This is a genomic window from Paenibacillus sp. J22R98 (genome assembly GCF_059383835.1).
Genome location: NZ_JBXENW010000004.1, coordinates 42,855 through 60,427 on the forward strand (window position 1 = coordinate 42,855; position 17,573 = coordinate 60,427).

Below are 17,573 nucleotides of genomic sequence, written 5' to 3' on the forward strand. Positions count from 1 at the left end.
TGACCGCCTGTAAGCAAAAAGAGCCCCGGTTTCCCAGGGCCCGATGTTATCCTTATTAGTCTGCTTCTATTAATCCATATCGCCCGTCGCTGCGCTTATACACGACATTCACTTCTTTGGTAGTAGCATTCGCGAACATGAAGAAGCTGTGCCCAACCATGTTCATTTGAAGAATAGCTTCCTCTACGTCCATAGGCTTTAATAGGAAGCGTTTCGTCCGAACAAGCTCGTAGTCTTCCTCCTCCTCCAGCACCCGAACTGCTGCGCCGTCATCTTTGAACATCGTGCGAATGCCGCTTTCTTTGCGATATCGGCTGTTGATTTTAGTTTTATGTTTGCGAATTTGACGATCCAGTTTGTCCACTACCAAGTCGATGGAAGCGTACATATCCTCGCTCTTCTCCTCGGCTCTTAGCATAGCGTTCGAGAGTGGAATCATGACTTCAATGACATGTTTGCCTTTCGTAACAGACATGGTAACGTTTGTTTCGGAGGTAATCGGCTCTTCAAAATACTTTTCTAGGCGGCTTAGCTTCTTCTCGACATATTCGCGCAAGGCGTCTGTCACCAAGATGTGTTGACCTCGAATGTTGTATTTCATGTGGCATTCCTCCTTTTACATAGTCTTATTATAACACCCTCTGTAGGCGATCTCAAAGATATTTTCTGTATTTTGTGAATTATTTAATAATTTAATAGTTGGCAGTTTCTAGAAGTAGTTTTGTGGGTAAAAACAAGAAAAAGCCCTGGTTGCCCAGGGCTTCTGCCGATCACATACGGTTAAGCGCGTACCATTTATTATGTGGCCGCTTAACAGCGGTATGATTACAGTTTAGTAACGTTTGCAGCTTGAGGACCACGCGCGCCTTCGACGATGTCGAATTCTACGGATTGGCCTTCTTCAAGTGTTTTGAAACCTTCGGATTGGATTGCGGAGAAATGTACGAATACATCGCCGCCTTGTTCTGTCTCGATGAAACCATAACCTTTTTCTGCGTTAAACCATTTAACTTTACCTTGCATTGAGAACATTCCCTTCATCTTCAAATAGCTGCGAGATCACTAGGCGTGGCCCACAAATCGAATATAACACCCACTTCACAATATTGTCAATAAGTTTTTGTAAGCGAATACATTGCTGATTTCATTGGTTTAATTATTTCGCCATATACAAAAAACGCACCCACAAGGGTGCATTCATGTCTCTCATCGTATCACTAGTTCCTCTCATCGAAGAACATACTGTTGTCTACACCGTATGCCCCTCCGGCGCCATAAGCGTCGCGTTGAACACGTGCACGGTTGAATTTATCCATGCCCAGAGTGGCTTCGTTCTTAAGCTCTTCCATACGCCCCAGAATGCGCGAGTCGAAGCTAAGAATGCGATTCACCTGCTCACGACTCGTGCTGTCGGCCGGACGGAGTGCAAATTGAGCTTGGATCGCCTCAATTGCGCTCCCTCTTTGGTCCAGGAAGGCTTCGATCTGATCCACAGTCGCTTCATGGATGTCTGCTACAAGCTGCATCGTCAACTGTTCTAATTCTCTAAGGGCTTCCATTGCAATTATGAACTCCTCTGAACGCTCGCCACCGGTTTCGCGGCAGTGATCCAGGTTTCGCGAAGTTCGGTTAAATAACCAAGCACTTCTTCCACTGGAACTACGTCTTTCTTCAGGTTCGCTTCTCTTAGACGGATTTTGAAATAATCGTACAGCTTCAGCAGTCCGTCAGCCAGCTCCGATTTACGATCCAATGTGATCTCAAATTCCGCAACAATATCTTGAACCTTCACCAGGTTACGATGAGCGGCCTCATGCTTACCTTCTTTAATGGCCAGAATGGCCGCCTTCGAGAATCGAATCGCACCATCGTAAAGCATGATCAACAATTGCGCAGGTGAAGCCGTTTGGACGGAGTTGTCGAGGTATCTGTTCTGTTGTGCTTGCATCATCAACGTTTCCTCCTATTGTTAGCCCCCAATAGAGCTCATCAAACTCGACGATTGGGAATTCAACTTACTGATCGCTGTCTCCATTGCAGTAAATTTCTTGTAGTAATTGTTCTCCATATCTACTAACCGGCTGTTCCATGCAGCAATTTGATCATTTAACTTGGAGAGCTGCTTGCCCATAATGCTGTCTGACTTCAGTACCTCATCCGAGAATAAGGATGTACCGGCTTTGCTGGAGAGATTCTCTAATGTCCCCTTCAGATTGCCGTACATCTTCTGAACAATCCCGACATCAGACTGATCCGCATCCCCATTGCCGGCCGCTGAGAATAGAGCCAATACCGCATCCGGATCTTTCTCAATAGCCGTCTTGAGCTTCTCTTCATCCGTTATGGACAGCTTACCGTTATCTAAATAGTTAGTTGATCCGATTCCAATGGAAGAAAGCGTAGTATAGTTCGCATTTCCTGTGTTAACTACAGTTGAAGTGACAGTCCGCAAGGAAGCGATTGTTGAAGTGAAGATGCTGTCATTATGCAGCAAACCCGTCTTCGCTTTCGTTTCCCAAAGTTTAATGTCGTCTTCTTTCATATCTTTTCTCTGATCTTCGGTCAACGGCTGGAAGTCACGATTCTTCTTCTCTCCGACTTTGTCCTGCAGCGTCTTCAAGACATCATTATAATCCGCGATGAAGGTCTTAATTGAATCTACGATCTTGGCTGTATCGGTAGATACCCCGATGGAAGTAGCCACATATTTGCTTGGATCAGCCTCATCCACTGCATTACCTGCTACACCAGTGAACACGCTTTTTTGTTTCAGTACGATATCCATGTTGTTGACGGTGAATGAGTTGCTTTCTCGTTCTGTTTTAATTCCGTTTATCTCTAGTACTGCGTTTTTACCTGTACCACTTGCCGCAGGTAAATTTAGAATGTTAGCAGCAAAACCGCCGGTATCATTAGTGATCTTAATATCTGCTTTATCTCCAGTCGCCTTCGTCGTAAAACCAATTTGACCTGTGAAAGAATCGTAAAACGCATTCACATTCGTCGTCTTGTTGATACGAGAGATCACATCATTGAGTGAATCCACGCTTGTGTCCACATCAATCTGTGTACCGTTTATTTTGAAAGAGTAGTCCGTTCCGGTTCCTACAGCAGGAGTCGTAGCCAGTAATGCTTTCTGATCTTCGAGCGTTTTGGATGCATCGAATACAGGATCGGTAGGAGCACCTGGAGCTTTGCGGATATCTGCCCCCGTCATCTTAGCTGAGGTCGCAAGTGACATAACTTTAATTGTAGTCGTACCAATTGGCGCGTCAGCTCTTGCAGTTGCTGTAAACACTTGATTATCCCCACTGATCGTGGTCACCTTAGCTCCAAGCGTTCGATCGGCTTTGAAATTAAATACTTTATTATTACGGAAATCAAGCAATTTCTTGTTTAAATCCTTATAAGCATCACGCTGCCATTCAACCGTTTGCTTCTGCTGCTTCAGTTTATCTGCTGGTACCTTACCTGCTGTCATGAGTTGCTTGACGATCGTATCGATATCCATGCCTGAAGCCATTCCATTAATCCTCATTACCATTTCGTTACAGTCCTCCTTCTGACGCTACTATCTCCGCTCGTCGATCCATATGCCGGCTTTCTCACACATTGCGGCTACCATATTCAATATTTTCTCTGGCGGTACTTCACGAATCAGTCTACCCGTATCCTTCTCGACGACTTTCACCATGATCTGCTTTGTTTTCTCGTGGATAGAAAATTCACAAGAAGTCGCCACACCCATAACCGCTTTGTTTGCTTTCTCAATCGCTTTAATCAACATTTCTTCGCCAAGCGGCACCTTTACACCTGTGTTCTCAGCTTGCTTTAATTCCCTTGCATTTTGAAGCACAGGTACAGCGCTCTGCTGCTGATCTGACACGACTTGCCGATCATTGGCAGTATTAGTTATAGGACTGCTTATGGGAACAGAATTGCTGATTGGCAAATTCGTATTCATAATGCTTTCCTCCCGACGGTATATTACTTCTTATATCGGTGTTATAAGAGCAATCCTGTATAGCCTTGAAAAAAAATGTATCTGTTTAGCGAAAAGGGCTTCTCTATTGAGAGACCCTTTTTGCTAAACAGATACAAAACAAAAGAGACCCTAGAAAGACTAGGATCTCTTTGTTGTTCGTTAAGATTAACGAAGCAATTGAAGAACGCCTTGTGGTTGTTGGTTAGCTTGTGCAAGCATAGCTTGTGCAGCTTGTGCAAGGATGTTGTTCTTAGTTTGCTCCATCATTTCTTTCGCCATATCAACGTCACGGATACGGGACTCAGCAGCAGTCAAGTTCTCGGAAGCAGTTCCCAAGTTGTTGATTGTGTGCTCAAGACGGTTTTGTACCGCACCAAGCTTGGAACGCTCGCTGGAAACAGAAGCAGTTGCTTTATCAAGAACTGCAATTGCCTTAGCAGCATCATCTTTAGTGGAGATATTCAAAGCAGCTTCGCCTTTAACGTCGTTTGTTCCATCAGTTACAGTGTTAGCTGTTGTGAAACCAGCAGTTCCAGCTTTTGCTGTGATACCAAGAGCATTTGAACGCATATCGGAAACGGATAGGGACATGGATTGTCCAGTATTAGCTCCGATTTGGAAGGAAGTTTCGAAATCTTTTTGAATTCCTCCGTCTTTGAACTCAAGACTGTTACCAGCAACGCCACCTTTATTGGCAGTAACTACTACTTTAGTGCCGTTATTCGTAACAGTAACATCCGCGATTTTGGCCCCTACAGTATCAGCAATTGTTTTTGTAAGAGCTTTTGTTTGGTCGCCTGTTGCAGCCCATGTAGTTTGCAAAGCGGCATTAATATCAACCCCGAGCGCTTTACCAGTATAAGCGCCAGCAGTTGAATCATAGAATTCAACTTGTTGTCCGTTAATAGTCATTCCTGTTCCAGCAAGTGCTTTAATGTTAGCAGTTTCCACTGCTTTAGTTGCACCATTTAAGGAAGCTAAGTCAATGTCTGTGCTTGCTTGAACTGCGTTAGTAGTTGAACCTGCATTTGCAATTGCAGCACCACCTGTTAAACCAGTACCAGTTTGAGCATATGCAGCCATTGTACCAGCTGCACCTTCAAAAGTACCACCCTTAACAGCAGTAATTGTAATGCTACCTGCAGAGCCACTTACTACATATTGTCCTTTTAGAGTATCATTTGCATCGATCATTTTTTGGAAAGCGTCTCTTAAACCAGCTGCACTTCCGTTAGCCGTACCCCCTGCATCACGTGCAATGTTTGCAGAAGTAGCAGTTACGCCGTAACCTTGGCTATCACCTGCAACACCACCATTAGAACCTGATGCTGTAAATGTAGCTGTCAATGCAACGCCATTTAATGTGAATTTTGCAGTATCACCCACAACACCAGCAGCAGTAATAGTAACAGTTTGTGTAGCTTCAGTTGTTTTTCTATCCGCACCAGTAACAGTAGCTCCTACTTTACCAGCAGCTACTACTCCTGTGTTCGTCAAGTTAGTTTTGCCATCACCTTGAAGCAATTTTTGAGTATTGAACTCAGTAGTGTTACCTACGCGGTTGATTTCGGAAGTCAATTGGTTCATCTCATCTTGTAGCGCGCCACGGTCAGCATCAGTGTTAGTTCCGTTAGCGGATTGGTTAGCAAGTTCGCGCATACGTTGAAGGATGCTGTGAGTTTCGTTCAATGCGCCCTCAGCTGTTTGGATCAGGGAGATACCATCTTGGGAGTTCTTAGCAGCCATGTCCAAACCACGGATTTGACCACGCATTTTTTCGGAGATTGCTAGACCAGCTGCATCGTCACCTGCACGGTTGATGCGAAGACCGGAAGACAATTTCTCGATGTTTTTAGCTGTTGCTTGGCTGTTAGCACCCAGTTGACGGTGCGTGTTTAGTGCTGTGATGTTGTGATTAATTCTCATTTTATTCTTCCTCCTTGAAGTTGGGTAGTTCTCCACATCCTTGTGGAGACCTTATGGCTGTTCCGTAATCAGGTCGGCCGCCATGTTGCGAAACAGCGCCTATTGAATATATCGACGGTCACTTTGCTATTCTTTATAGCAAATTTCTCAAAAACAAAAAAAAACGACAATAAATTACGAGAACTCCGCTACGTTGCTCATCTATCCAACAAAAAAAACCAATGCCATCTAGGCATTGGTTTTTTTGTCCGCATTACTTGGAATCTGAAAACTCTTCAGATCCGCTAAGTTAAGCTGCTTCTGAAGCGCTTGTTTATTGCTCTCTTGTACCGCATCATACACTTCTTTGCGAAGAATGTTCACATCGCTTGGTGCTTTGATTCCTACTTTAACCTGATCCCCATCGATCGATGAAATCACAATCTCAATATCGTTGTTTAACAGGATCGACTGTCCTTTTTTCCGGCTCAATATTAGCATGATTGTTCACCGCTTTCCAATTGAACGACTTTGAAGAGAGGTTCTTTGGTACTATATCTGCTAGACGGAGGGAGAACACTTTGTTTGCCTTGTCCATTCTTCATATTCAATAGAATTGGCGCGAGTAAATTAATGGTTGAAGCTGTGAATGGTTCTGTAGTTGTCACAATGGTTAGGACACAAACATCCTCAGGTGCTTCGATTTCAAGCAGCTTCTTATCCTTCTCCTCGAGTTCGAAGGAGTAATCCTTATCTGCCGCAAATGGCGAAATGACTAAGAAGGAAATATAATCATGCTCCAGACTTTGTAAATAGGCAAAATGCGAATTCTCTTCCACTACTTTAATTGAGAACTCGTTGCACTCCTCGAAGCCTAGAATGCTTCCGTTTAATTGAAACGTTCTACCTTGTAAGAAATCGAGCATTAAAGAATACCCTCCTCTAACAGATAATGCTATAGCTTGCGCTATAGCATTTCAAATTATTATATGTATTTGTCGTATTCACCCACACTGAATTCAACGGAGTTCCTTTGCCGCAAGTACACTTCTACCGAACCCGGATTATACTGAGTCTCCGGCTTACGCGGCGTGTACTCTATAATCGGCTTCTGGGCTTCAATGTTGATGATTGGCGCGTGGGCTGTATAACGAACTCTTACATTATCCACGGAAGCCTCTCCGGTGTAAATAATCCGATTCTTATGCTGAAACGCTTCTCTTCCAATCTCCGCGAAAGCATTGTTGGGATTCGATATTTGGGCCATCCGATTGCCGTCTTCAACGATCTTCGCAATAGCCTGCAGCGCACAACTTTTGTACTGACTGTAAATCGAATTCATCCACTCTAAATGAGGCCCTGCACCTAAAGCCGTGAAAGCCGCTGTAGAATCAACTTCAAGCTCACCTCTCGGTGATTGAATGTCTACTATGGCCTGCGGCTGCTCAATTGACAAATCTCCGGGCGGAGATTGCATTTCTAAGCTGGCATTGTTCGTTTCAATACCGATCTGAGCATAGGTTTGATGAATCGATAAGCGCGGAAATTGAAATTCCAAAGCAATTCCCCCAATCGGATTATCTTATATAATCCAATAAGCTAGGCTGGATGATCTTGGCTCCGATAGACAAAGAAGCTTGATACACGTTCTGATCTTCTTGCAGCTTCGTGATGATTTCTGCCATATCGGCATCTTCGATTTTGGAATCCAGATCTGTCAAGTTCACATCGAGATCCTTAATACGAGCATCCATCAAATCAATCCGGTTCGATCTTGCTCCAACCTCTGCACGAACGTTCAGAATTTTGTCCATTCTGCTGCCCAATTGTCCTAATAAGTTCTGCACTTGTTTCTGATCCCCGGTAGAGAAAGCTGTTTGGAGACCACCCAGTACCGTGAACAGATTATCCGGCGTCGTAGCAGCTGCTGGCGGGGCTGGATTAGCTGCACCAAACACGGCATCACCTGTTACATTGATCGGAATCGTAACACCGGCAGCAAATTGATACATAATGGATTGCGTATCCGCTTGCTCTGTTTGCGCACCAGCTATTGTATAAGGATCTGTGTCCGTAAATTGTCCGTTAAATATGGCCTTGCCATTGAGCCTGTCATTCCCCAGAGAAACTGCTTGTTGATAGAGCTGGCCCATCTCTTCGGCAATCGCATCCAACGCAGATTGGGGGTTCGCACCGTTAGCACCTTGAACAGTCAGCTCATTGGCACGCTGCATAATATCAGTCAACTGAGATAGAACAGTATCCGTATGATCAACGAAAGATTTAGCCGAATCAATATTCTTCTGGTACTGTTCATTGGCAGAAAGTTCACTGCGATATCGCAATGCATAGGTAATACCGACCGGATCATCGGAAGGTGAGTTAATTTTCCTACCCGTTGAAAGCATATTCTGATGCTTGTCCATACGGCTCAAGTTATTATTAACGTTTCTAAGCAGCTGTGAATGCATCATACTTTGCGTAATTCTTAAAGACAACTTCATCCCCACCTATCTTAGATATTACCGGCCTACCGTACCCGTACCGTTAATGAGCTTCTCTAAAATCTCATCATAGGCTGTCATAAACCGAGCTGCCGCGCCATATGCATGCTGGAACTTAATCATATTAGACATCTCTTCATCGATAGAAACACCGCTGACAGCTTGACGGCTGGAGTCCACTTGCTCGGCAAGCACTTGCTGATTGTTAAGCTGCCGCTGCGCCTCTTGTCCTTGAACCCCTAGCTGTCCAACGATCGCTCTGAAATAATCATCGATGCTTCCGGTTGTTACGCCGCCGCTTGTTGTCGTAAAAGAAAACTTAGAATCTTTGAAATTCGATAACAGTACAGCGAGTGTGTTGTTACCTTTAACCGCCGTCTCGCTGCTCCCGGTCCCGGTTGTCCGCAGTGACGTCGCGATTAAGCTGGCATCAGCTGCAATCGTTGGATTTAAGCGGATGCTATCAGCTGTAATATCGCCAGATGCAGAGGTAAAGAAATCCTCGCCTGCTTTGGCAGGGGTGTCAAAGGTATAACCTAATTTATGCAGACCATTAAGCCCGTTAACAACTACTGTAGTATCCTTTGCCAGCAATCGAGTCGAGCCTGCGAATGTCAAACTGCCGCCATCCGGAGTTTTCAATGTTGTTCCTTCCGGAAGCATCGATCCCGCAGGAATGGTGATCGTAACCTCTCCGTTCGCAATGGTGTTGGCCAGTACGTTCAGTTGATTCTGGTAATCAGCGACATACTTCTCTTTCGCAACGAACATCCCGAATACTTCGCCGCTATTCAGGTCACCGGAACCATCTCCTGTGCCAAAAGCAGCCGTAAGTGCATCTACAGAGGTTGGTGAAGCAGTTCCGCCCGTAGTCAGGTTTATGCCGCCGACTGATATATCATAGCCAGCGCCAGTATTAACCACATTAATATTCACAATTTTGGACAAGTTGTCGGTCAGCAGATCCCGCTGATCTCTTAGATCGTTAGCGTCATTACCTAATCCTTCAATCCGTGAAATTTCTGTATTTAAATTAGAAACCGTTGAAATAATAGAGTTAATTTCATTGACTTTAACCTGAATGTTATTGGTCAAATCCGTACTTAAATCGCTTAACTGTTTGCTCGTTTGGTTGAAAGCATCTGTTAAAGCGATTGCACTCTCGCGTACAATCTTCCGGCCCGTCACATTCTCCGGATCTTTACTAAGATCGGACCACGACTTCCAGAAGTTGTCGAGCACCGTACGAATACCTGAATCCGAGGGTTCATTCACAATACTCTCCAGCTTGTTGAGCGTGTCAGCTTGTATCTCCCAGTTGCCCAGAGACTTGTTCTCGTTCCGGAATTGATCGTCAAGGAAGGACTGACGAACGCGAGTAATGGACGAAAACTCTACGCCTGTTCCCAATTGTCCGGGGACGTTGGATCTGCTTATGCCCGGGTATTCCATTGGTCTGGAAGCCTGCATATTGACTACTTGTCTAGAGTAACCTGCTGTATTAGCATTCGAGATATTATGACCGGTTGTATTTAATGCAGCCGTCTGCGTGAACAAACTCCGCTTGGCTGTTTCAATGCCATGGAATGTAGAACTCATTGCAGGGTTGCCTCCCTATCCTCTTGTATCAAATAAGCCGTTGCGAGTGTTTCCGTATCCGGGACTAAGTGGATGCTGGTATGTAACGTCACCGTTCGGATCCTCGACCAACAAATCTATCGAATAATCAATGAACTTAAGCGATTGTTCGATCAGCTGCTGATTCAGTTGACTAACCTTCTGCAGCTCATCAAGCAGTGTCGTAAGCGTCTCATGAAGTTCCGTCAATTTCTTCTTATCTTGAGATGATGTAACCGTCCGGATCATCTCGCTGATTTTGCCGCCTTTGTAACGAAGCATCCCAATACCCGAGAAATATTGGCCGGATAGTCTCATCCGCTGCTGCTCTAATTCCTCAGACGTCTTCAGCAGTTTCCGTTCTTTCTGAAGCGTAGCGTTTAACTTCTCCACTTGATTGTGGACAAGATAAGGCGTCTTCTCATTGGCCAATGCCAGCAGCTCCCGGTATACGCCCGCCTGCTGCTCAAGCGTTGCGATAATTGTTTCCACGATCACAAGGATTCACCTGTCTTGTTGTTAGTTTTTAAGAAAAGGAAGCAGCTTCTCTGCGATTTTGCCCGATTCCACATGATAGCTTCCGGTGCTTACGGATTGTTTAAGATCATCAATCAGCTTAGCGCGATCATTGTCATTGACACGACTGGAAGAGAGCATCTCCTGTGCTTCGGCGGATATTTGCACTTTATCCGTTTTACGTTTACGATCAAGCGCATTTGCCTGCTGCTCGCTTTGCTTCTGATACGGATTTACTGCATTGATCCGGTGCGATTGATTTATCTTCATCATAATCCCTCCAACAATTAAAAAAGCCGATAACTCTGTATAAGAGTATTATCGGCAAATGGGTGTAAATATTTAGAGATTTTAAAACTCCGCTAAATAATCAGTCTCTACCACGCTCTAAGTTCCGATAGGCAGACGCTGCGGAGGTCGGTGCCTTTGACTCCTCTTCGGATCTGTTTGCAATTTCTTGTTTTGCTTTGCTGACTTCTTTCAACAGCTTGGCCCTGCAGCTGTCACATTTGTTATTGTCCCGGATGAGTACGCCGCACATTTCGCACGGATACATCAAATTTGGAGCACCTACCAGTGAAATTCTGCCCTCACGAATAAACCTCGTGATTTGTTTTATAGAAACACTCGTCGCGTCTGAAAGTTCGTTGATGTTCGTGCCTTTATTCTTACGCAGATACTCCGAGCAAACCGTATATTCATTATCAATCTGCTTGATACAATTCGGACAAACATCGCGGAAGTTCTTAGCATACAGTTTCCCGCAGCGAGGACAATTTCCAAGATCCATCTTTCACTGCTCCCTTCGAGTCTAGCCACTTGTGACTCCATATTAACTCAAAGATAGACAAAATTCATCATTTATTTGATCGGATAATCATAGAGTTGAATTTGCTAGGAACGCGCAAGTGTAAGAACGAATATCTGAACATCCAAATGAGGTTCCAGTTGCTCTATGACCTCTCTCAGCGCCAGTGCGCAGGAATTCGCCGTACTGCCGGTAGTGTAAATATCATCGACGATTAGCAGCTTTATCGTAGGCTGGTCGATTCTGAGCCGGATTGCAGCAAGCATCTCCACAGTGACAGCTAGATCAGCCGCAAACAGCTGTTTCGTATCTCGCAGTCTCGCCATTCTTGTTTTGAAGCTTTGTTTGTCACTGTGCCGTATGCGTCTCAGAACGTCATAGAGTGCTAACGCTTCTCGATCGGCAAGATAAGAGGCTAATCGCTCAGCTTGATTAAAGCCCCGCTCCTGCAGCCGTTCGCCGCTTACCGGAACTGGGATCATGGCATCGAAACCGAACGAGGACTGGCTCTTGCTGGATTGTAGTGCAACCATACTGCGATACGCAGTAAGCAGTATTTCGCCTAATATGGGAGCCAGCCCTTCATGGCCGCGATATTTGTAGAGCGCAAGCCACTGCCGAATAACGGGATCATAAAGTACAGCTGAGCGATTGCAAATAAAAGCTGCTCCTTGGCGGCGACTGCAATCCGGACACCATTCGGGCCTGCCGCAAACAGTACAATAAATCCGTGTAATCCAGGGAATTTGACCAAAACAGTGCTGGCACAAATCCGGAAAATGGGCATGACTAGACGATCGGTTACCTGTCTTCCCACAAATGACGCATACGGAGGATCGGGTTGAGAGCATAGCCGTGGTAGTCTGGGATGTATGTTGGAAAAGCTGTTGAAGCTTACACAAGATAGTTGATATGGAGGAGGTTAAAAGGTTTGGAAGAATAGGCAGTCACGTCTTTCCTTGATGGATTTCGTATAGTGCTGGCCGGTTATAAAAGATACCCTCTTCGACGGGCGATTCGATTCATGATTTTGATTTGACGTATGGCTGACTGCTGTGCGCGTGTACGGGACGAACTGTAGAAGTAGACCCGTCCGGCTGGATCATCCTTTGATCTGCCGGCTCTGCCCGCCATTTGAATGAGAGAGGCATCGTCAAAAAGCTTCCCGTCCGCATCCAGAATGAACACGTCACTCTTGGGGACTGTGACTCCACGCTCGAGAATCGTTGTAGTTACTAGCAGTCGGATGCTGCGATCCCGGAATCGGGTTACTTTGTCTGCACGATTGGGATCTTTGGAGGACGTACCCTCCACGACAATGTTGGGAAAAGCGAGACGGAGCCGTTCCACCAGAGGTTCTACATCTCGAATTTGCTGGGCAAATACAAAAAGCTGAGCGCCTCGGTTAATGGACTGCCCGAGTGTCTTAAGAAGCTGGCTTGGGAGGCTGCGCTTGCCCAGCATTTTTCTCACTGTCGGGATTTGGAATTGCACGGGCACCGGAAGCGGATGACGGTGGAATCGAACCGGTACGCGCACATGCTCGAGTCTACCAAGCTTCGCTGCTCTTCTAAGTTCTGCGGGAGGCGTAGCGGATAAAAGGATGTTTACGCCATCAGGCCTGCATACATTGTCCGCGGCGTAGTGCAGCATCTCATCATTGTGATAAGGAAAGGCATCGATTTCATCGATAACAACGAGATCGAACCCTTGACGAAAACGGAATAATTGATGCGTTGTAGCCAGCGTGATCTCTCCTTGTTCCCAGCGTTGCTCACTGCCGCCATATAGCGTTACAACGGTTGCCGCCGGAAAGGCTTTGCGGATACGCGGATCTAGCTCCAGCACGACGTCTCTGCGCGGTGTCGCTATGAGTGCGCGGCCTCGGCGCTGTAGACAAGCCTCGATGAGCGGAAAGATCATCTCCGTTTTGCCCGCTCCGGTAACTGCCCACAGCAGAAATCTGCGCGAGGCGGATAGATTGGCTGGGCTGGTCGCCATGAAGCTGAGGGCGGCTTCGGCGGCCGCCTTTTGTGCGGGGCTGAGGCCCCAGGATGGGGCGATGGTGGGGGCGCTTGGCGGGGGAGCGCTGGCCGCGGGTGAGACACTGGATGCGTTGGCGCTTGGCGCGGGGGTGGCGCTGGACGCAGAAGCGCTGACCGCGGAGGTGGCGCTGGACCCGGAAGCGCTGACCGCGGGGATGGCGTTGGACCCGAAAGTGCTGACCGCGGAGGTGGCGCTGGACCCGGAAGCGCTGACCGCGGGGGTGGCGTTGACGCTTGGTGCGAGCAAGCGCGCTGCTGCGCTGCTCGGCATGCCGTGGATGAGCAGGCCGCATTCGCGGCTGCGGCCCATCGTGAGGCATGCCTCGCAGTACGCGCATGCGCGGCCGCACGCGGCGCATGCGGTTCGGCGCATGCGCGCCGTGCCGCTGCCGCACCGCTGGCAGCGGAGCCGCGGGCGCGGCCTGGCGCCTAGCGCCTCCCGCCACCGCAGCAGCCGAGGCTGCGGCTGCGGGGCGACTGCGCCGCCTAGGCGCAGCTGGCCAAGCAGCGCGGCCAACTGGAGCCCGGGGGCCGCCGCGCTCCAAGGCACCGCCGCTGCGCCGGCCAGCCCGGCCGCACCCGCGGCCCCAAGCAGGGCGAGCGCTTCGCTGCTGAGCAGCGCTCGTCCCTGCAAAAGCGCAGCGGCGCGACAAGCCCGCGCCGCTAGCCCATGCGCTGCCTCGCACAGCTCGGCAGCGCGAGGCACATAAGCATGTGCATCCTCGCGTCCTCCAGCCGGCAGGCCCATTCGGGCATCATACGCCCATGCTTCATGAACAAGGCGCGTCAGCACCTCGCGCATCTCCTCCTGCCCCGCTTCGCCAGGCCACCGTTCCACGACCCTTGCCGCCAAACCAAGCGGCAATTCCTCACTCCACAACACCGCGCTTTGCAATCCCCAGTTGCCCCCACTCGCATCCTCTCCTCCCTCACCCGCTCCTCGCATGCTCTCCGCTCCGGCCCCACCATCCAACACTCTCTCCGCCTCTTCCCGATATCCAGGCACGAGCCAGTACGCCATATCCACCTCCGGCGCAATTGACCACATCGCCCTTGTTCTCCCGTTGTCCCCAACCGCATATAAGAACACTTTCATGAAGGCCAGCACTCCTTTCATACTCTGAACTCGCTTTACCGCATCCTTACAACCCCACAAAACAACAAAAAAGCACACCCCAATCCGCCTCCTAGCAGATCATACGGGTGTGCTTCACTCGCTTATATTCAGTTGAATAGATTATACATTGTGCCTCGCTATCTTCGCAATTTACTTTTTGTCAAGCATAGCAGCTGTCCAAAAATCATCTGTCCGTTATTAGCCACCTTTAGAACGGAAGCTTCGACAGATCCGCAGGATCCCTTAAATCAATTAACACCGCATGGTCTTTTACAGAAACAACGCCTTCAGCCTGGAGCATCCAGAGCAAATTTGTCGGCTCTAATTTGCTATGCTTCTTAGCGCGGCCATCCGGACGCCGCCGTCCTGATATCCGCAACTTCGTACGAAAGCGATGCCATTTCGCCAGACTATCGCCTTCATCCTTCGAACTCGAGTGTTTCTCACTTTGCCCAGCTGGACGCTTCTCATCCTTCGAACTCGAGTATTTCTCACTCTGTCCGGCTAGACTCTTCCCATCCTTCGGACCCGCATGTTTCTCACTTTGCCCTACTACACGCTTCTCATCCTTCGAACTCGAACGTTTCTCACCCAGCCCACCAGACACTTCATGGGCTTTGACCGATGCAGGTCGGCTCAGCGTCTCCGGCAAGCGGCCGTACTCATCTGGCGAGGCAGAGGAGTGAAAATGAACATTCATGCCGTGCTTGGCAAAACACCGAGCAATACTCATCGTTTCATCCTCTGAGCCGCGGTCCACGACAGTCACTTTCACTTCTGTGCCAGTAAAATGAGAAAAACGCCGAAGCGAGCGCATATACCATTCCATCTGCAGCTGTTCATTACCGGCGATGAGGACGTAATGCTTGATATGACGTTCCCGTCTCCAGGTAAGTGCGGATACGGCATGTACGGCAGCCGCAGCCAAGGCGTAACAACCGAAGATCCATAACAAGACTGGAATCAAGGCAGCCACCTCCTTTTTTGTGACATCATATGCCGTAAACCGCCCATGGGTGACGGACATTCACGGACAAGTCGCAAAAAAGGGGCATGCGTCCCTGCGCCTGCCCCATAACTTTATTACCCTACTGCCCTATGCACTCACGCATTCACTCTCTTATGCTCGTACGCCCGCACTCACACACTCACTCTCATATGCTCGTACGTCCGTACCCTTGCAAGCCCTACTCCTCCATACCCCAACCCATAGGCAGCTTCCTACCCACTGCCATAAACCGCTGCAGCCCGTGATCAAGCTCTACCTTCTTATCACTCGGCAGCACCACCGTCAGTTGGCAGGAAGGCGTCGAGGCCATGAAGGACTTCCTTGCTTCCGGCTGCTTAAGCGTTACGTACATGGCATCGCCAACCAAGTGAGTCTCGAGTAACTCAACAGAGGAAGGAGCCGTTTCCCTGCTTCCAACTTCATATCGGCAGGAGCCGAAAGCTTGCACCTGATTAGATCCACTGGTATCGGCATCTATCGTCACCGAGCCGTTCCAATAATGCTCATCCTGGACGACGATCCGCTTTACGGCAGCCCCGACCTTCTCTGATACCTGCTCTGCTTTCACGCGAACTTCCTTCGCGCCGATCGAGCCCCGTATCTCATCCATCAATCCCGTAGCGTTTACCGTTGTGAAGAGTAGACAGCTGCCGCCAAGAACGGCAACCACGATAATGCTGAATAGATCATAGCGAAGCACCGGCTGTTCCGTTTTACTGCGCCACAAGTAAATAATAATCTCAAGGCCAACCAGCACAAAGAGCATCGGCCACCAAATCATCCCCTGATCCAGCCAGCTTATTCCACCGAACTGAACAGCAACAAGCAATATACCCATTGCGATAAGTGCCGTCCCCATCGATCAAGTACCGACTCGCCATTGTCTCATTGCGGCTTCACCGCCCTCTGCTTGCTTCCTGACAGAAGCTTAACTCCTGCTCCGATAAGCAGCAGCGCCGTTATACCGGTTTTGAAATAATAGCGGATATTTGACGTTAGCTGCCAATCTCCCCATACACGCTGCACATAGTCAAGAAGCAGACGATCCGCCGTATAGTAGAGACCGAGTGCCACTAGCGCGATTCCGAGCCATTTCTGCCTATGAATAAGCCAATCGACGATCGGCACATCCTCCAGCTGACCATCACCGTTATTCAACCGCGACTGCTGCTGCAAGGCATCGAAGAAGGAGAAACACCACAGCAGCGGCACCATGAAGAGGAATAAGGACAGCTGAAGCACATCCAGCAGGTAGATGGAGAGCAGGAAGCCTGCCATAAGCTGCAGTCCTCTCTTTTGCAAACCGAGATACATATGTCCCGCTCCCGGTAAAATCGATAATACCGTCGACAACCACCGGCTGCGCTTGCCGCCTTGACGGTGATCCTCCCAATCATCCAGAATGGACCGATCCTGCAGCGTCTCCCCGGACTGCTTCAGACCCACATGACGAATGGCATCAAACATGCCGAACAGCCAAATAATCGGAAGCGCCAGCAGGAACGTTAGGAACCCCGGCTGATCCGCGAGCACCGCCACGAAAATGATCATCGCGAGCAAGCCGAAAAATCCGATCATCAGATTAAGTCCGCGCTGCATCAGCCCCAGCTGCAGATGACCCAGTCCCGGAATAAACGACAAGAGGATCGTATAAAACCGCTCGCTTGACTGGCCATTCGACTCCGGAGCGTCTGTCGCGGTGTATGTCATTCCGCTTGTCATCTCCATCGGCATCGGGTGCGGACCATATACAGATTGTCCCGGTCCCGGTCCCGGTACCGGCGCGGGAATATGAATCTCCCTTGCACCACTGTGCCGAATTAAATAAATGATCAAGTCCAGCACGCTGATCGCCCAGATCAAGAATGCAAAAAACAAAAACATAACCATAAAGCCTTCATCGTTGTCGCCTGCCCCTGCAATGAACGCGAACAGGAAACACAGCCCGATTGACAACAAGTACAAGAGTCCGCGCCCGAAACGTCCTGCCTTCATATGCCCAATTCCCGGCAGAAAGCCCAAAAACAGCGTCGCCACTGGACTTTTAACCATACAATCATCTCGCCT

20 protein-coding genes are annotated in these 17,573 nt (G+C 48.4%); all 20 read right to left on the minus strand.

What is annotated here, in order from left to right; all coding sequences use genetic code 11:
* Positions 1–55: 55 nt before the first annotated feature.
* The 20 genes from hpf to AC50Y3_RS13705 all read right to left on the minus strand — a co-directional run bounded on the left by hpf (position 56) and on the right by AC50Y3_RS13705 (position 17,558).
* A complete protein-coding gene (hpf, locus tag AC50Y3_RS13610) occupies positions 56–601 on the minus strand; it encodes a ribosome hibernation-promoting factor, HPF/YfiA family (protein WP_494819280.1) in 546 nt (181 codons plus the stop codon).
* A gap of 224 nt (positions 602–825) precedes the next feature.
* Positions 826–1,023 carry a cold shock domain-containing protein gene (locus AC50Y3_RS13615; protein WP_090575545.1) on the minus strand — a complete coding sequence of 66 codons (198 nt, stop codon included), beginning with the start codon at positions 1,021–1,023 and terminating at the stop codon, positions 826–828.
* Between the two features lie 194 nt (positions 1,024–1,217).
* Positions 1,218–1,559, minus strand: a complete 342-nt coding sequence (fliT, locus tag AC50Y3_RS13620; protein WP_494819281.1) for a flagellar protein FliT — start codon at positions 1,557–1,559, stop codon at positions 1,218–1,220.
* Positions 1,560–1,564: 5 nt separating this feature from the next.
* Positions 1,565–1,951 (minus strand): flagellar export chaperone FliS, encoded by a 387-nt coding sequence (fliS, locus tag AC50Y3_RS13625; protein ID WP_494819282.1) that lies wholly within the window; start codon positions 1,949–1,951, stop codon positions 1,565–1,567.
* A gap of 18 nt (positions 1,952–1,969) precedes the next feature.
* The gene (gene fliD / locus AC50Y3_RS13630) at positions 1,970–3,544 is read right to left on the minus strand and encodes a flagellar filament capping protein FliD (protein ID WP_494819283.1); all 1,575 of its coding nucleotides are present in this window, start codon (positions 3,542–3,544) and stop codon (positions 1,970–1,972) included.
* A 27-nt stretch (positions 3,545–3,571) separates the two neighbouring features.
* Positions 3,572–3,964 carry a flagellar protein FlaG gene (locus AC50Y3_RS13635; protein ID WP_494819284.1) on the minus strand — a complete coding sequence of 131 codons (393 nt, stop codon included), beginning with the start codon at positions 3,962–3,964 and terminating at the stop codon, positions 3,572–3,574.
* A gap of 186 nt (positions 3,965–4,150) precedes the next feature.
* The gene (locus AC50Y3_RS13640; RefSeq protein WP_494819285.1) at positions 4,151–5,911 is read right to left on the minus strand and encodes a flagellin N-terminal helical domain-containing protein; all 1,761 of its coding nucleotides are present in this window, start codon (positions 5,909–5,911) and stop codon (positions 4,151–4,153) included.
* A 228-nt stretch (positions 5,912–6,139) separates the two neighbouring features.
* A complete protein-coding gene (gene csrA / locus AC50Y3_RS13645; protein WP_494819286.1) occupies positions 6,140–6,391 on the minus strand; it encodes a carbon storage regulator CsrA in 252 nt (83 codons plus the stop codon).
* Positions 6,385–6,816 (minus strand): flagellar assembly protein FliW, encoded by a 432-nt coding sequence (gene fliW, locus AC50Y3_RS13650; protein ID WP_494819287.1) that lies wholly within the window; start codon positions 6,814–6,816, stop codon positions 6,385–6,387. The genes csrA and fliW overlap by 7 nt, the downstream gene beginning before the upstream one ends.
* A gap of 59 nt (positions 6,817–6,875) precedes the next feature.
* The gene (locus AC50Y3_RS13655; protein ID WP_494819288.1) at positions 6,876–7,448 is read right to left on the minus strand and encodes a DUF6470 family protein; all 573 of its coding nucleotides are present in this window, start codon (positions 7,446–7,448) and stop codon (positions 6,876–6,878) included.
* Between the two features lie 19 nt (positions 7,449–7,467).
* Complete coding sequence (gene flgL, locus AC50Y3_RS13660) at positions 7,468–8,388, minus strand: flagellar hook-associated protein FlgL (RefSeq protein ID WP_494819289.1); 921 nt, start codon at positions 8,386–8,388, stop codon at positions 7,468–7,470.
* 24 nt (positions 8,389–8,412) lie between these two features.
* Complete coding sequence (gene flgK, locus AC50Y3_RS13665; protein ID WP_494819290.1) at positions 8,413–9,993, minus strand: flagellar hook-associated protein FlgK; 1,581 nt, start codon at positions 9,991–9,993, stop codon at positions 8,413–8,415.
* 15 nt (positions 9,994–10,008) lie between these two features.
* Positions 10,009–10,509, minus strand: a complete 501-nt coding sequence (locus tag AC50Y3_RS13670) for a flagellar protein FlgN (protein WP_494819291.1) — start codon at positions 10,507–10,509, stop codon at positions 10,009–10,011.
* Between the two features lie 21 nt (positions 10,510–10,530).
* Positions 10,531–10,797, minus strand: coding sequence for a flagellar biosynthesis anti-sigma factor FlgM (gene flgM, locus AC50Y3_RS13675; RefSeq protein ID WP_494819626.1), 267 nt, complete (start codon positions 10,795–10,797; stop codon positions 10,531–10,533).
* A gap of 100 nt (positions 10,798–10,897) precedes the next feature.
* On the minus strand, positions 10,898–11,317 hold the full coding sequence (locus AC50Y3_RS13680) for a flagellar protein (protein WP_494819292.1): 420 nt from the start codon (positions 11,315–11,317) through the stop codon (positions 10,898–10,900).
* Positions 11,318–11,421: 104 nt separating this feature from the next.
* The gene (locus AC50Y3_RS13685) at positions 11,422–11,868 is read right to left on the minus strand and encodes a ComF family protein (protein WP_494819293.1); all 447 of its coding nucleotides are present in this window, start codon (positions 11,866–11,868) and stop codon (positions 11,422–11,424) included.
* 454 nt (positions 11,869–12,322) lie between these two features.
* Positions 12,323–14,476, minus strand: coding sequence for a helicase-related protein (locus AC50Y3_RS13690; protein ID WP_494819294.1), 2,154 nt, complete (start codon positions 14,474–14,476; stop codon positions 12,323–12,325).
* Positions 14,477–14,705: 229 nt separating this feature from the next.
* Positions 14,706–15,464 (minus strand): hypothetical protein, encoded by a 759-nt coding sequence (locus AC50Y3_RS13695; RefSeq protein ID WP_494819295.1) that lies wholly within the window; start codon positions 15,462–15,464, stop codon positions 14,706–14,708.
* Positions 15,465–15,684: 220 nt separating this feature from the next.
* Positions 15,685–16,365, minus strand: a complete 681-nt coding sequence (locus AC50Y3_RS13700) for a LiaI-LiaF-like domain-containing protein (RefSeq protein WP_494819296.1) — start codon at positions 16,363–16,365, stop codon at positions 15,685–15,687.
* A gap of 26 nt (positions 16,366–16,391) precedes the next feature.
* On the minus strand, positions 16,392–17,558 hold the full coding sequence (locus tag AC50Y3_RS13705; RefSeq protein ID WP_494819297.1) for a hypothetical protein: 1,167 nt from the start codon (positions 17,556–17,558) through the stop codon (positions 16,392–16,394).
* Positions 17,559–17,573: the final 15 nt, after the last annotated feature.